The following is a 14,661-nucleotide window of genomic DNA, read 5'->3' on the forward strand; positions in this document are numbered from 1 at the left end:
GAGCAGGTCGGGCAACAGCTGAATGGGACGACAGGTTCCCGCAGTGGTTTCCCCGTTTACTATCGAGAACGTCTCGACCCACCGAATCAACGAGGTGAGAGCCGCATGACCGGCACAACTCAGGACGATTACACCGATCGGTACGCGCGACGAGTCCGCGGGATGACGACATCCGAGATCCGCGCCCTCTTCGCCGTCACCAGCCGCCCGGAGGTGGTGTCGCTGGCCGGCGGCTCGCCGTACATCGCGGCCCTCCCCCTCGACGCGGTCGGCGAGATGCTGAACCGCCTCGGCTCCGAGCACGGCGCCACCAGCCTGCAGTACGGCATCGGCCAGGGCACGATCGAGCTCCGCGAACAGATCTGCGACGTGATGACCCTGTCCGGCATCACCGGCGCGTCCCCCGACGACGTGGTGGTCACCGTCGGCGGGCAGCAGGCCCTCGACCTCCTGGCACGGCTCTTCCTGGATCCGGGCGACGTGGTGCTCGCCGAGGGGCCGACGTACGTCGGCGCACTCGGCGTCTTCCAGGCCGCCCAGGCACAGGTGCAGCACGTGGCCATGGACGCCGACGGCCTGATCCCGGCAGCACTCGAAGAGGCGATCGCGGCGACGGCGCGAGCGGGGCGCCGGGCCAAGTTCCTCTACACGATCCCGACCTTCCAGAACCCGGGCGGGATGACGCTCACCGAGGAGCGGCGCGAGCAGGTGCTCGACATCTGCGAGCGGGCCGGCCTGCTGGTGATCGAGGACGACCCGTACGGTCTGCTCTCCTTCGAGGGCGAGGCCCCGCGTCCGCTGCGCGCCCGTCGCCGGGACGGCGTCTTCTACGTCAGCACCTTCTCCAAGACGTTCGCGCCCGGCCTGCGGGTCGGCTGGATTCTCGCGCCGCACGCGGTCCGCGAGAAGCTCGTCATGATGAGCGAGGCCAACGTGCTCTGCCCGAGCGCGTTCGCCCAGGGCGCCGTCACGCAATACCTGACGACGATGCCGTGGCAGGAGCAGATCAAGGCGTACCGGGAGATCTATCGGGAACGCCGGGACACCCTCCTCGACGCGCTCGACGACCTGATGCCGCAGGGCACCACGTGGACCCGCCCGACCGGCGGCCTGTTCGTCTGGGCGACCCTGCCCGAGGGCCTCGACTCGAAGGCGATGATGCCGCGGGCCATCGCGGCGCGGGTCGCCTACGTGCCCGGAACCGGCTTCTACGCCGACGGGACCGGCCGGAGCAACATGCGGCTCAACTTCTCGTTCTCGTCGCCGGAGCGGCTTCGTGAGGGCGTGCGGCGTCTCTCCGGGGTGATGGAGAAGGAGCTGGAGATGCGTGCCGTCTTCGGCGCCTCCGGCGCCCTGGGGTCCCAGCGCCGTCGTGGTCCGGCCGCTGCCGACACCCCCGGTCACGAGTTGGCATGATCAACCCCATGGGTACGGGTGACGAGTTGCGGATTCTGGTGCTGGCCGGTGGCCTCTCATACGAGCGGGACGTGTCCCTGCGGTCCGGCCGCCGGGTGCTGGACGCCCTGCGGTCCGCGGGCCTGACCGCCGAGCTGCACGACGCCGACGTCTCGCTGCTGCCGGCGCTCTCGGCCGACCCGCCGGACGCCGCGTTCATCGCGCTGCACGGGGCCACCGGTGAGGACGGTTCGCTGCGCGGCGTGCTCGACCTGTGCGGGGTGCCCTACGTCGGCGCCGACGCCCGGGCCGCCCGGCTCGCGTGGGACAAGCCGTCGGCGAAGTCGATGCTCCGCGAAGCGGGGATCCCGACGCCCGACTGGGTGGCGCTGCCGCACGACCGGTTCTCCGAGCTCGGCGCCGTCGCGGTGCTCGACCGGATCGTCGAGCGGCTCGGCCTGCCGCTCATGGTGAAGCCGGCGCAGGGCGGCTCGGGTTTGGGCGCCGCCGTGGTGCGCGACGCCGCGGATCTGCCGGCCGCCATGGTGGGCTGTTTCGCGTACGACTCGACGGCCCTCGTCGAGCAGTTCGTGACCGGCACCAACGTGGCCGTCTCGATCGTCGACAGGGGCGCCGGCCCGGAGGCCCTGCCGATCGTCGAGATCGTTCCCCGCGACGGGGTGTACGACTACGCGGCCCGCTACACCGCCGGCCTGACGACGTGGCACGTGCCGGCGCGGCTGACGCCCGCCGTCGCGGAGCGGGTGTCCGAGGTGGCGCTCGCCGCCTACAAGGCTCTCGGGCTGCGCGACCTGTCCCGGATCGACGTGATCGTCGGGGCGGACGGGGAGCCGCAGGTGCTCGGCTGCAACGTGTCGCCGGGGATGACGGAGACGTCGTTGCTGCCGCTGGCCGTGCAGGCGGCCGGGGTGGATCTGGGTGAGCTGCTGAGCTCGCTTGTGGAGCGGGCGGTGGCTCGCTCGTCCTGAGGTCGTTCTTTCCCGGAGGGCTCGGCGCTGCGGCGCCGGGCCCTCTTTCTGTTTCTCCTTAGGCCTCGGTCTTTCTGTTTCTTTTCAGGCCTCAGCCTGGATGTCGCCCAGGGTCTTCGGCCTTCCCGTGTCGTCCGTCGTGGGGACGGTGAACGTGGCCGGCGACTCCCACTGGATGTGCGCCGGCTCGGCGTTGGCCTTGCCGCCGAAGTCGGCCAGCCAGGCGGCGACGAGGGCGAGGTTCTCCCGCCACTGCGCCTCGGGGATCACCGGCAGCAGATCGTCCCAGAGGGAGAGGAACGTGCCGCGCAGCTGGAGGCGTCCATAGGGCCTCGCCAGGAACCACATGTGCAGATGCGCGGAACCATCACCCCATCGGTTGACGTGCACCCGGGCGACGCCGTCGAGAGAGCGGATAGCGCGCTCGAGCCGCACGGTCATGACGCCGAGCTCGGCCGCCAGCATGTTGGGCAGATCACCGAGGTCGAGATGCGACCGGCACTCCAGGATCAGAACCACCGGCAGCCCCGTCGGACGATCCATGGCCCGGACCCGCCATCGTTCGCTGACCCAGATGTACGCGTCGTCGGGCGTGCCGCACGCCACACAATCGGACGCGTCCTCACCGCTGCGCGGCGGCTCGACCTCGACAGGCGGCGCAAGCTTCTTGACACGCATGTCCCCCTCAAAGGGGAACGACGGCCAACGTGTGAAGTCAGGCAGGGGGGCGGTGTTCTCGGACACGACGTGACCTTAGCCCAGCTCAGGAGGGGCTGTCCTGGGTCAATTTCGCACGTCTTCGCTCGGCCGAGGGACCCCTTTCCACCCACCCGAGGGCGGCCGGCACGTAGACGCTCATGCGCATGCCGCCCTCCCCACAACGATCGCGAAGTTATCCACAGAAGTTATCCACAGGCCCCTGTGTTTCACGTGAAACCCGACGTAGAACGCTTGTGGACCCTGTGGATAGACCGGTGGACAGTACGCACGACATAGGCAGCGTTTCACGTGAAACGGGGTCGGCTGGTTTTTCAACAGGTTGTGCGCACAGGTTGTGGATAGTGGTGTCGGCGTATGTACGGCGAGGGACCGTCATCTCTGCGTGTGGTGGCTACGGAGCGTGGTAGTCGAGTGGATCTCAAGTCAAGGTGATCCACCGTTCGGTGGTCGCTCGCAAGGTGGAGACAGGTTTCACGTGAAACGGCTCAGGGTAGAAAGACCCGGCGCCGAGGGGCTTGCGCTGTCAGTCCGAGGGTGGCGCCGTCGCCAGGCCGCGGTTGATGCCGTTAGGCGGAGGTTGATGTGCGTCAGGCCGAGGCGGCGTCACCAGACCGAAGACGTGGCATCGCCAGGCCGTGACTCGTCGCTAGGCCTCCCGGGGTGTGGCATCGGCGGAGGTCCGGTTGCATGCGCGCAAGTCCGTGTTTCACGTGAAACGCGAGAGTGACTTGCGTCACCACTTCCGAGGGCCGAGCCTGATAGTCACTTAACCCGCAGGCGGCTCTCCTCTGCCGCCCGTGGACTCACGCAGTTCAAGCGCAAGCTGGACCGTGCCCTTCGCCGCCGCACGGGTGAGCACACCGTCTCGTTGCCCCGCAAGAAGTGCCGAGCTCAACTCAACGCACCGGCTGCGGGCCGGCCCGGCCTGCGGCCTCCGACGCTCGACCAAGGGCCTCAGATCCCACCGTGATAGGGCTCGACCCCCAGGGCCCTCCACAACAACCGCCCTCTCAAGTAGCCCACACCCGAGTAGGGGCACCCTGCTGTTTCACCCGGCACCTCAGGCCGACACCCTCTGCCGGACATCAAGCCCGTGTCGCCGCCGCCCCACCCATGCCGCCACCGTCCCCATGCCGCCACCGTCCCCATGCCACCGCCGCCCCCATGCCACCGCCGCCCCCATGCCACCGCCGCACCCATCTCGCCGCCTGGACATCAAGGCGCCGTGCACCGTCCGCGCCCACGGCTGGTCCCACCTCCGGTGCTTCGCCGGCCAGCGCCCTATCCCCTCCCGCCCGCCGTCATGCCCTTGCCCACGTCAGATCCGTAAACGGCCCCACCCCTCGTCGCCAACCCTGCCGCGAAGTGCTCCGCCTTGTGCAGTCACTCGCAGAAGCCGCCACAACCGCAGCCCGCCCAAACCCGAGTCCTACCCTCCCGCTCTGCCCGCGCATCGTGCCAGCGGCCGGTAGCGGGTAACCACTCAGTCCTGGCACCTCTCAACCTCGATCGCCGACCCACGCCACCATGGCGGACAGCCAGTCGAAACCGAGTCCCGGCCCAGGCCTCACCGGCCCGGACCACCAACCTCGCTTCCGCGTCTCAACGCCCCTCGCTGGGCCGGGCTCTCGCAAGACAGCCCGAGGCGACGGATCCCTAGATCCAGAAGGAAGCAGCGAAGCCGGCCATCGGGGTGGCGGCACATCCCGGTGGCCGTGTGGCTGCGAGAGAGTAGACCGCACCCTCTTGTTCGAATCCGGCGATCAACGAGCCGGAGCCGGTCCTTAGTCGCCGAGCAGAAGCCGCCGGGCCACATCTCAGTAGAGCAGCCGTCCTCGTCGCGCAAGAGCCACCGCCGCGCCCTGCCTAGAAGCACTCAGAACCTCGTTGTGCCGTTTCACGTGAAACAGGCAGTCAGGCAGTCAGGCAGTCAAAGAGCCAATCGGGAGCCGCCCCAAAGGGCCGACGCACACCTGGCCGCGAATTCCCGGCCAGGGCTCAAACCCTCGCCTCCGCTCGCCGTTTCACGTGAAACGCTGGAGCGTCTTCCGGTCTCATTCTCCAACGAGACAGTGATCTGCCTCTGAGCAACGCGAAGTCGAGCAGCTAGGTTCAGCAGTCCGGTCCGGCACGGATCGACTAGAACGGCAAGGCTTCGGCTGCAGGATCCCGAGGTCGTTGCGACCCCGCGCCAGCCGAGAAGAAGGCGAACAGAGCACCGACAATCCCCCACAGTTCAGGGACGCGCTCAGCGCTAACCCGGCCCCACATGCGACCGCTTGGATAGTCGAGCAGAGCCGAGTTTCGTCCCAAGCCGGCCCAACCGGACCCGTCCTCAAAGCGAGCGATTGAACCGCCACGGCGTGAGTCCGACAACCGAAGGCCCAGAACTGCCACCGCACCCGACTCCGCCACCCCACCCAAGCGCCGAGCAGCCATACGCGGGTCCCGCACCAACAACCAACAGGCAAGCGAGTCAAAACCGTCAAACAGGGTTCAACTACTGCATTCCGAAGCGCTTCAAGCCACCCCAGCCCCGCAACGCAAATCCCAGGAGAATCGTTCTGACAGAACCCGCTAGAACCGGATTCACGTCCGTCACGCGGGCAAAAAGCAAGGCGCGCACCCGACCGGTACGCGCCCAAGCAACCCCAAGCCCAAATCCAACCGCGGCCTTACTCATCCCCCCGAGCGGCCGCGCCCTCTTCCTCGACCCCGATCATGCCCACTATCCGCTCGAGATCATCCACAGTCGCGAACTCAATGGTGATCTTGCCCTTGTTGCGGCCGATGTCGACCTTCACCCGGGTGTCGAACCGATCCGAGAGCCGCTCAGCAAGATCGTTCAACGCCGGCGCGTGCACCTTCGCCCGCCGAGCCGGCGCCGTCTTCTTGACCGGGCCGTCGGAGACGGCCAGCTGCACGAGTTCCTCGGTTGCCCGGACCGACAGCCCTTCGGCCACGATCCGCAGAGCCAGCTTCTCCTGCGCCTCGCTGTCGTCGAGACCCAGCAGCGCCCGCGCATGCCCGGCCGACAGCACCCCCGCGGCCACCCGACGCTGAACCGGCGCCGGCAGGTTCATGAGCCTTATGGTGTTCGAGATCTGCGGCCGGCTCCGCCCGATCCGACGGGCCAGTTCCTCGTGCGTGGCCCCGAACTCCTCAAGCAGCTGCTGATAGGCGGCCGCCTCTTCGAGCGGGTTCAGGTTGGCCCGGTGGATGTTCTCCAGCAGGGCATCGCGGAGCATCGCGTCGTCCGGTGTGCTCCGCACGATGGCCGGGATCGTGTCCCTGCCGACGGCTTGGGCGGCACGCCACCGGCGCTCACCCATGACGAGCTCGTATCGCCCGTCGCCGATGTCCCGGACCACGATCGGCTGCAGGAAGCCGACCTCCTGGATGGAGGTCTTCAGCTCCTCCAGGGCCTCCTCGTCGAAGACGTGCCGCGGCTGCTTCGCGTTCGGCTCGATGGCAGTGACCGGAAGCTCAGCGAACCGAGCCCCCGGAACGGGAGCCAGCCCAAGATCCGCGTCAACCGAGACAGGGTCGGGAGCCGGAGCGGGGGCCGGGGGCGGCGACGAGGCAACAGCAGGAGCCGGAGCGGGAGTGGGCACGGGAGCCGACGACGGCGCCGGCGTGGGAGAAGCTGGCTCAGCCGCCGGTTCAGCAGCAGGCGCCGTGGGGATCAACGCACCCAGGCCACGGCCTAGGCCACCCCGCGGACGGTTCTTCATGCCGTGCCTCCTGTGTCGACCCCACGCATAGCGATCTCCAGGGCGGCCTCGAAATAGCTGGTCGCACCCCTAGATCCCGGATCGTAGGTCATCACAGACTGCCCGTAGCTAGGAGCCTCCGAGACTCGCACGTTTCGGGGAATGACGGCGTTCAGAACCTTCGCCCCAAAGTGATTCCGGACGTCCTGCTCGACCGCGTCGGCCAGGCGGGTACGCCGGTCGTACATGGTCAACAGAATCGTCGAGACGTCGAGTGTCGGGTTCAGGTGCTGCCGAACCAGGTTGATGTTGTTGATCAGCTGGTTCAGGCCCTCCAGCGCGTAGTACTCGCACTGAATCGGGATCAGCACCTCCTGCGCCGCGCACAGGGCGTTGACCGTCAGCAGGCCGAGCGACGGCGGGCAGTCGATGAAGACGTAGTCGAACTTCTCCGGATGCCCCGCGATCGCACGAGCGAGCCGCGACTCACGGGCGACCACCGACACCAGCTCGATCTCCGCACCGGCCAGGTCGATCGTGGCCGGCACGCAGAACAGGTTCGGGATGCCCTCGACCGGCTGCGCGACCTCGGCCAGCGGCACGTTGTCGATCAGGCAGTCGTAGACGTCCGGCACGCCCGCGTGGTGCGGCACGTTGAGACCGGTGGAGGCGTTTCCCTGCGGGTCGAGGTCGACCACCAGGACACGGTTGCCATGCAGCGCCAACGCCACCGCCAGGTTCACCGTCGTGGTCGTCTTCCCGACGCCGCCCTTCTGGTTGGCGACGCAAATCACCCTGGGGTGGTCTGGGCGCGGCATGATGATCTCGCCGCTCGGGTTGAGGATCTGCACAGCTCGCAACGCTTCCATGGCAAGGGGCGGATCGTCCTCAACCCCGCCCGGCGTTTCACGTGAAACATGCTCGTCCGACTGAACGGGAACACCGGGAAGTGGCGCACCCGGTATCAGCGACGCCGAGGACGACGGCGGGACACCATATTCGTACTGCGCAGGTGGGCCGTAGCCCCCTGCGCGAGGCTGAGGAACGTCGCTGGCGTGCGGTCCTCCCACGCTCACTCCCGACGGCCTGTCGAGAGGCGACTCGGTTTCACGTGAAACACCGTACTCATGCACCGCTTCATCCCTGTTGGCTAGGAACGGGTTGGCCGGCAGAACGTGGGCCCCGGCAACAGAAATCCGGTCCACACTATCGACGCTCAGCCAGCCTACGGGTGTCGGGCATGTGTCGCCATGGCCCGAAGTCCGATGAGTCGTGCGCAACGCCTCCCGGAACACCATTCTTCCAGGCACGAGTTTCAACAACCCCGCGGCATCGCCGCCGGCTTCGTGGGGTGCAGCCCTCCATTGGGTACGGGGGACCGGCTCCGACAACCGCAGAGAAACACTCCCGCCGCCCCCAGCAGGCCCGTCCGTCCCGAAAACGTCGCCGCCCACCCCGCGACCGAAAGTCACCACTTCGGGCGCCACCGTGGCGCTGAGTGCCCTCTGATCACCACCCACACAAAGGTCACCACTCGCACGAACGTCACCACTCGCACGAAAATCACCACCGGACGGGTCCCGGGACGACACCGCACCCTGAACCAATTCGACCACCGCCCCCGACGACGGCCCGGCCGATTCCCGCAGGACGCCGTCCACAGCAGGCCAGACGAGAAACCCGGACACCACCCGTGGCCCGGCCGGCTGCTCATTTTCAGACACAAAAGAGGGCACGAAAGAGGGCACGAAAGACGGCGACGATGACGGAGCCGGCGGATCGGACTGAACGGGGTGCGGCTTCCGAACGTGTCTCCTGCGAGCACCCCGCTTGCCCATCTATCGCCTCCGCGCCTTCTTCCGCCCGCCAGAACGCGACACCTGCCGCTCCTTGACCACATCCACCACCGTCGCCGGCGGGTCGATCAACCCCACTCCGCAGAGCCGCACGACGGCCTCACCACCGCCCAGCTTCACCAGCGCCGCCTGGTGCGAGGCGATCTCGTCGGCCGCCGAGGCACCCTTCAACGCCAGCAACCGCCCGCCCACCTTCGCGAGCGGCAGGCACCAGCCGGCCAGCTTGTCGAGGGCCGCCACGGCACGGGCCGTCACGATGTCGGCCTCGACGTGACCGGCGACCTCCTCGGCCCGGCCGCGTACGACGGTGACGTTGTCCAACCCCAGAACGGATACCGCCTCGTCGAGGAACGCGGTCCGCCGAGCCAGCGGCTCAACCAGCGTGATCTCGAGATCCGGCCGCGCCACTGCCAGCACGATACCGGGCAAACCGGCACCAGAGCCCACGTCGACCACCGAAGCGCCGAACGGGATCATCTCCGCCATCACGCCGCAGTTGATCAGGTGCCGTTCCCAGAGCCGGGGCGTCTCCCGCGGGCCGATCAGCCCCCGGACCACGCCGTCGGTGCCGAGCAGCTCGGCATATCGACCGGCAAGCGCGAGCCGATCCCCGAACACCTCCCCGGCAGCGGCCTCGAAAGAGGGCAGATCGAAGGGCGGAGCGGCGACCGGAATGTCGGCAGACCGGGAGGCGGCAGGAGGAGAAGCGGGGAAGGAAGCAACAGAAGGCCGGGAAGACGACGGCCCGGGCGAAGTACCGCCCGGGCCGCTGTCACCCGCGCCGGAGCGTGGGTCCGTCACGATCAGTCCGCCACGCGCACCACGATGCGGCGGTTGGGCTCCACGCCCTCGGACTCGCTCTGCACGCCCGGGATCGCGTTGACCACGTCGTGCACGCACTTGCGCTCGAAGGCCGACATCGCCTCGAGGCGGACCGGATCGCCGTGCTCCTTGACCTTCTCGACCGCGTTGCGTGCGACCGCGGCCAGCTCCTTGCGGCGGGACGCGCGGTAGCCGCCGATGTCGAGCAGCAGCCGGCTCGGCGATCCGGTGGCCCGGAAGATCGCCAGGCGGGTGAGCTCCTGGAGGGCCTCGAGCGTGGCGCCGCGCTGGCCGACGAGCGGCTGCAGACGACCACCGACCACCTCGACCATCGGGCGGCCGGCCGAGACCAGCTCGTCGATGTCGCCGTCGTAGTCGAGGATGTCCAGCAGACCCTCGACGTAGTCCGCCGCGATCTCGCTCTGGCGGAACAGGTCGCTGTCCGAGGCGACGCTCTCCGACTTCTTGGCTTCCGCGGTCTCCTCGACGGCGGCCGGCTCGGCGGACGCCGACGTCGCGGCCGGCTCGGCGGAAGCGGAAGGGGGAGTGCTGGTGTCGGTCACGGTCTCATCTCCGTTGTATCCGATGTTTCCCGCCAGGGCGGGGAGGTCTGTGGCGTTCCGAAGCGAGGGAGAGCGCTCGGACCCGGACGGATGCCGGGCCCGAGCTGCGATCATCCCTTGGGTTTGTTCGCCGGTCGGGCGCCCTTCTTGGGATTCACCGGTTTGGCGCCGGGCTTCGGGGCGAGCGCCTTGGTGTCGACGACCGGGCTGACCGGCTCCGGGGCCTGCTTCTTGCCGAAGAGGCCACCGGTGCGGGCCGGCTGGACCGGGCCGGCGTTGCCGGCGCGCGAGCCGGACGAGGCCGGGCGGGCCGAGGAGGTGTTGCCGCCCTTGTTCATCTGCACCGGCGGGTACTTCCGGAGCACCCACTGCTGCTGCGCCAGGGTGAACAGGTTGTTCGTGACCCAGTAGATGACGACACCGATCGGGAACAGCGAGCCGGAGATCAGCAGCGAGAACGGGATGCCGTAGAGCATCAGCCGCTGGATCATCTTCTGCTGCGGGTCCTCGGCCCAGCCGGTCTTCAGGATCATCTGACGGCTGGTGAGGAACGTGGTGCCCATCATGATCAGGACCAGGATGCCGGCCAGCACCTTCACGGTGGTGCCGTCCGCGCCGACGGCGGCGAGCTCAGCGGGGCTCGAGCCGAACTTGGCGCTGATCGGGGCGTTGAAGAGGTGGGCGTTGGCGGCGCTGTTGAACTGCTCGATCGACCATCCGTACAGCTGCTTGTACTTGTCGGAGATCGACGGGTCGAGGTGCTGGAGGACGTGGAAGAGCCCGAAGAAGACGGGGATCTGCAGGAACATCGGAAGGCAACCCATCAGCGGGTTGGCCTTCTCCGTCCGGTACAGCTCCATCATTTCTTTCTGGAGCGTTTCCTTGTCGCCCTTGTGCTTCTCCTGCAGCGCCTTGACCTTCGGCTGCAGGGCCTGCATGGCGCGCTGGCTCTTGATCTGCTTGACGAAGACCGGGAACAGGATGATCCGCAGGGTCACGACCAGGAAGATGATCGCCAGGATCCAGGCCCAGTTGGTGCCGAGCACGCGGTCGTCGGGGACGCCGATGGCGTCCCACAGGGCATGCCACTGCAGGAGGATCCACGAGATGGCGTTGTAGATCCAGTCGAGACTCAATCTAAGCTCCAGTCACATCGGCAGGACGGTGACGGATCCGCTCAGGCACCGGGTCGTACCCGCCAGGGTGGAAAGGGTGGCAGCGCAGGAGCCGCCAGACAGTCAGACCCGTCCCCCGCACCGCGCCGTGCCGCGCCAGGGCCTCCTGGGCGTACGCGCTGCATGAGGGATAGAACCGACAGCGTGCCGGCAACACCGGACTCAAGTATCGACGGTACGCGACGACCGCTGCCGTCAGGAGCCGGGCGAGGACGCTCATCGCGGCCGCCGGGGTCTGCGGGCAGCCGCGATCGCCCCTTCCAGGTCCGCGGCGAGAGTGGCGTAGGACGCCTCGGCGGCCGGCGGCAACGCCCTGACCACCACCGACGCGCCGGCCGGCAGTTCCGCGAGGAACGGCTGGACCAGGTGGCGCAACCGGCGGCGGACCCTGTTACGGGTCACCGCATTGCCCACCGCTTTGGATACGACGAAGCCGGCGCACGCCGTAGAGGCGGACGCCGGCTCCTCGACAAGAAGGTGAACGACCAGGGTCCCGCGACCGGCACGACGGCCACCGCGGATCGCTGCGGCGAAGTCGTTGCTACGTCGCAGGCGCTGCGCTGCAGGAAGCACGACTACCCGGGCATTCCGGACTCGTCCAAGCGGTCGGATCAGGCCGACAGCTTGTCGCGGCCCTTGCCACGGCGGGCAGCGAGGATGGCGCGGCCGGCACGGGTGCGCATGCGCAGCCGGAAGCCGTGGGTCTTGGCGCGCCGGCGGTTGTTCGGCTGGTAGGTGCGCTTGCTCACGTCAAAACTCCGTCTTCGTACTACGTCCAGGGGGCATCGGCTGCAAGACGCCACTTTAGCAGAACGCGGCGGAGCAACCGCCCAACCCTACGGAGAGCCGTTCTGCCGGTCAACCATATCCTTGGTCGGCACGCCGACAAGCGGGACCGGGCAGCAGTCACCTGGTCTTTCCGCGCACAAAGTGAATCTTTTCCTGCAAACGTGCGGGGGAGGGTCCGGTGTGCGGTTGTAGTCCACCTGTCAGCGCTGTTAGCGTGCGCGGTTGCTGGTCTCCACCGGCCGTTCGCACACCGCGAAGCGGCGGCCAAAACCGGACAAGCAGGTGGATCGTTCGCCACGGTGAGCCTGTTTTCAGCCCGCGCCACTACAGGCTCCGGTGAATCTGCCGACCAATCCGGCCGGGAGCGGCCACTGGCAACGCCACAGGTTGTGGATAACCTGTGGATAGCCGGTGGCGCCGTGCGTGTTCAGCACGTTAGCTGGACGAGGGTTGGGGAGCGCGTCGGTGCTGGACCGGGCACTGGCAGCCGCTCAGGCGGAAAGGCCGGACACAAGGTCACCGGGGGTCGGTGGCGATGGGGGTGGCGCGGCGGTGGCCGATCAGGTCGACCTTGGTGAGGTCTGGAAGGCGACTCTGGGTGAGTTGTCCGACGAGATCGCCTCACCGCAGCAGCGCGCCTACCTTCAACTCGTCCGGCTCCGGGCGATCGTCGAGGACACCGCTCTCCTGTCCGTTCCGGACGCCTTCACCCGTGACGTCATCGAGTCCCGGATGCGCCCGGCGATCACCGAGGCGCTCAGCCGCCGGTTGAGCCGGCCGATACAGGTCGCGGTCACGGTGCGACCGCCGGAGGACGGCTCGGGCATCCCCGGAACGGTGTACGGCACCCCGATCGAGGCCGCTCCGCCGCCGATGGAGCCGCAGCCCCGGCACTACGCCGAGCCGCCGCGCTACAACGACGCCGGCGCCTACCCGGACACCAATCCCTACCAGCCGGAGCTGCCCGGATACCCGGGTGGCCAGCGCACCCCCGAGCCGGCCTACCCGCAGGAGCCCTACCCGACCGGTTCGGCCCAGCATTCGCGCAGCGTGCCCTCGGCCCGCGACGGCCAGGAGGCGCTCTTCGCCGACCCGATGCCGCAGCCGCCGATGAACCGCCCGCCGGCCCGGCCCGCCGAGGCCGGCCCGGAGCGGGAGGCGCCGAACGACGGCGTCGCGCACCGGATCAACGGCGACCCGGCCCAGCTGCGGGAGAACCAGCGCCGGCCGGAGGAGCGTCCGGGCGTCCTCGGACCGGACCGCCGCGACGAGCCGATCCCCAGCCGGGGTGACAACGGCCCCGGCCGGCCGCCGGTCGACCTGCGCGGTCCCGGCGCATCGCCGCGCCCGGGCGGCAACGACGGCAACCGGCTGAACCCGAAATACATGTTCGAGACGTTCGTCATCGGCTCGTCCAACCGGTTCGCGCACGCCGCGGCGGTCGCCGTCGCGGAGTCGCCGGCGAAGGCGTACAACCCGCTCTTCATCTACGGCAGCTCCGGGCTGGGCAAGACCCACCTTCTCCACGCGATCGGGCACTACGCCACCACCCTGGGCCACGCGCGGTCGGTGCGCTACGTGTCGACCGAGGAGTTCACGAACGATTTCATCAACAGCCTGCGCGACGACAAGACGCAGGCGTTCCAGCGGCGATACCGCGACGTCGACATCCTGCTGATCGATGACATCCAGTTCCTGGAGAACCGCGAGCGGACCCAGGAGGAGTTCTTCCACACGTTCAACACGCTGCACAACGCGAACAAGCAGATCGTGATCAGCTCGGACCGCTCGCCGCGCCAGCTGGCCACCCTCGAGGACCGGATGCGGACCCGCTTCGAGTGGGGTCTGCTCGCCGACATCCAGCCGCCCGACCTGGAGACGCGTATCGCGATCCTCCAGAAGAAGGCCGCCCAGGAGCGGATGTACGCCCCCGACGACGTCCTCGAGTTCATCGCCTCGCGCGTCTCCAACTCGATCCGCGAACTCGAGGGCGCCCTCATCCGGGTGACCGCGTTCGCGAGCCTCACCCGTTCCCCGGTCCAGCTCTCCCTGGCCGAGGAGGTCCTCCGCGACTTCATGCCGGACGGCGCCGGCCCGGAGATCACCGCCGACCAGATCATGGTCTCCACCGCCGACTACTTCGGCGTCTCGCTCGAGGATCTGCGCGGCCACTCCCGCAGCCGCGTGCTCGTGAACGCCCGTCAGGTGGCGATGTACCTCTGCCGCGAGCTGACCGACCTCTCCCTGCCCCGCATCGGGCAGGCCTTCGGCGGACGCGACCACACCACCGTCATGCACGCTGACCGCAAGATCCGCCAGCACATGGCCGAGCGCCGGTCGCTCTACAACCAGATCGCCGAGCTGACCAACCGCATCAAGCAGAACACCTAACACCTCATTCGTACGATTGCGCCCCTGGTCACCAACCGCACCAGGGCCGCCGACGGCGTCGGGGCCACGGCCTGACGGGCCGGTCCGGCCCGTGGCCCACCTACCGGCGGGCATGCCCACGAACGGGCTAAACGCCCCCGGCCACCGAGAGCGCCCCGCCCACACCCTGGAGCGTCTCCCGCCACCGTGAGCCCCCGGCACACCCTGGAGCGCCCTCCGCCATCGCAAGCCCGCGGCCCACGCCCGGG

General features: G+C 68.5%; 11 protein-coding genes and 1 pseudogene. 3 read left to right on the forward strand and 9 right to left on the reverse strand.

Annotation, left to right across the window (positions count from 1 at the left end):
• The first annotated feature begins 105 nt into the window (after window positions 1-105).
• Window positions 106-1,416: a PLP-dependent aminotransferase family protein gene (locus tag AB0G10_RS24755; protein ID WP_360926050.1), complete on the forward strand. Its 1,311-nt coding sequence runs from the start codon at window positions 106-108 to the stop codon at window positions 1,414-1,416.
• On the forward strand, window positions 1,413-2,384 hold the full coding sequence (locus AB0G10_RS24760; protein ID WP_360926053.1) for a D-alanine--D-alanine ligase: 972 nt from the start codon (window positions 1,413-1,415) through the stop codon (window positions 2,382-2,384). Before AB0G10_RS24755 ends, AB0G10_RS24760 begins: the two co-directional genes overlap by 4 nt.
• 135 nt (window positions 2,385-2,519) lie before the next feature.
• Here AB0G10_RS24760 and AB0G10_RS24765 read toward each other — a convergent pair.
• The 9 genes and pseudogenes from AB0G10_RS24765 to rpmH all read right to left on the reverse strand — a co-directional run.
• Window positions 2,520-3,107: pseudogene (locus AB0G10_RS24765) on the reverse strand (hypothetical protein); the annotation flags it as partial.
• A gap of 2,672 nt (window positions 3,108-5,779) precedes the next feature.
• Window positions 5,780-6,838: a ParB/RepB/Spo0J family partition protein gene (locus AB0G10_RS24770; protein WP_360926056.1), complete on the reverse strand. Its 1,059-nt coding sequence runs from the start codon at window positions 6,836-6,838 to the stop codon at window positions 5,780-5,782.
• Window positions 6,835-7,887 (reverse strand): ParA family protein, encoded by a 1,053-nt coding sequence (locus AB0G10_RS24775; RefSeq protein ID WP_360926467.1) that lies wholly within the window; start codon window positions 7,885-7,887, stop codon window positions 6,835-6,837. The genes AB0G10_RS24770 and AB0G10_RS24775 overlap by 4 nt, the downstream gene beginning before the upstream one ends.
• 768 nt (window positions 7,888-8,655) lie before the next feature.
• Window positions 8,656-9,348: a 16S rRNA (guanine(527)-N(7))-methyltransferase RsmG gene (gene rsmG / locus AB0G10_RS24780; protein ID WP_360926470.1), complete on the reverse strand. Its 693-nt coding sequence runs from the start codon at window positions 9,346-9,348 to the stop codon at window positions 8,656-8,658.
• Between the two features lie 128 nt (window positions 9,349-9,476).
• Window positions 9,477-10,058 carry a R3H domain-containing nucleic acid-binding protein gene (locus AB0G10_RS24785; protein WP_360926059.1) on the reverse strand — a complete coding sequence of 194 codons (582 nt, stop codon included), beginning with the start codon at window positions 10,056-10,058 and terminating at the stop codon, window positions 9,477-9,479.
• 110 nt (window positions 10,059-10,168) lie between these two features.
• Window positions 10,169-11,194: a membrane protein insertase YidC gene (yidC, locus tag AB0G10_RS24790; RefSeq protein ID WP_360926061.1), complete on the reverse strand. Its 1,026-nt coding sequence runs from the start codon at window positions 11,192-11,194 to the stop codon at window positions 10,169-10,171.
• Window position 11,195: 1 nt separating this feature from the next.
• Window positions 11,196-11,453 (reverse strand): membrane protein insertion efficiency factor YidD, encoded by a 258-nt coding sequence (yidD, locus tag AB0G10_RS24795; RefSeq protein WP_360926064.1) that lies wholly within the window; start codon window positions 11,451-11,453, stop codon window positions 11,196-11,198.
• Window positions 11,450-11,806, reverse strand: coding sequence for a ribonuclease P protein component (rnpA, locus tag AB0G10_RS24800; RefSeq protein WP_360926067.1), 357 nt, complete (start codon window positions 11,804-11,806; stop codon window positions 11,450-11,452). Before rnpA ends, yidD begins: the two co-directional genes overlap by 4 nt.
• A 38-nt stretch (window positions 11,807-11,844) precedes the next feature.
• The gene (rpmH, locus tag AB0G10_RS24805) at window positions 11,845-11,982 is read right to left on the reverse strand and encodes a 50S ribosomal protein L34 (RefSeq protein WP_097329385.1); all 138 of its coding nucleotides are present in this window, start codon (window positions 11,980-11,982) and stop codon (window positions 11,845-11,847) included.
• Window positions 11,983-12,574: 592 nt separating this feature from the next.
• On the opposite strand from rpmH, the gene dnaA reads away from it, so the two are divergent.
• Window positions 12,575-14,413 (forward strand): chromosomal replication initiator protein DnaA, encoded by a 1,839-nt coding sequence (dnaA, locus tag AB0G10_RS24810; RefSeq protein WP_360926070.1) that lies wholly within the window; start codon window positions 12,575-12,577, stop codon window positions 14,411-14,413.
• Window positions 14,414-14,661 lie beyond the last annotated feature (248 nt).

Source organism: Actinoplanes sp. NPDC023714, from assembly GCF_040639855.1.
Taxonomy (GTDB): domain Bacteria; phylum Actinomycetota; class Actinomycetes; order Mycobacteriales; family Micromonosporaceae; genus Actinoplanes.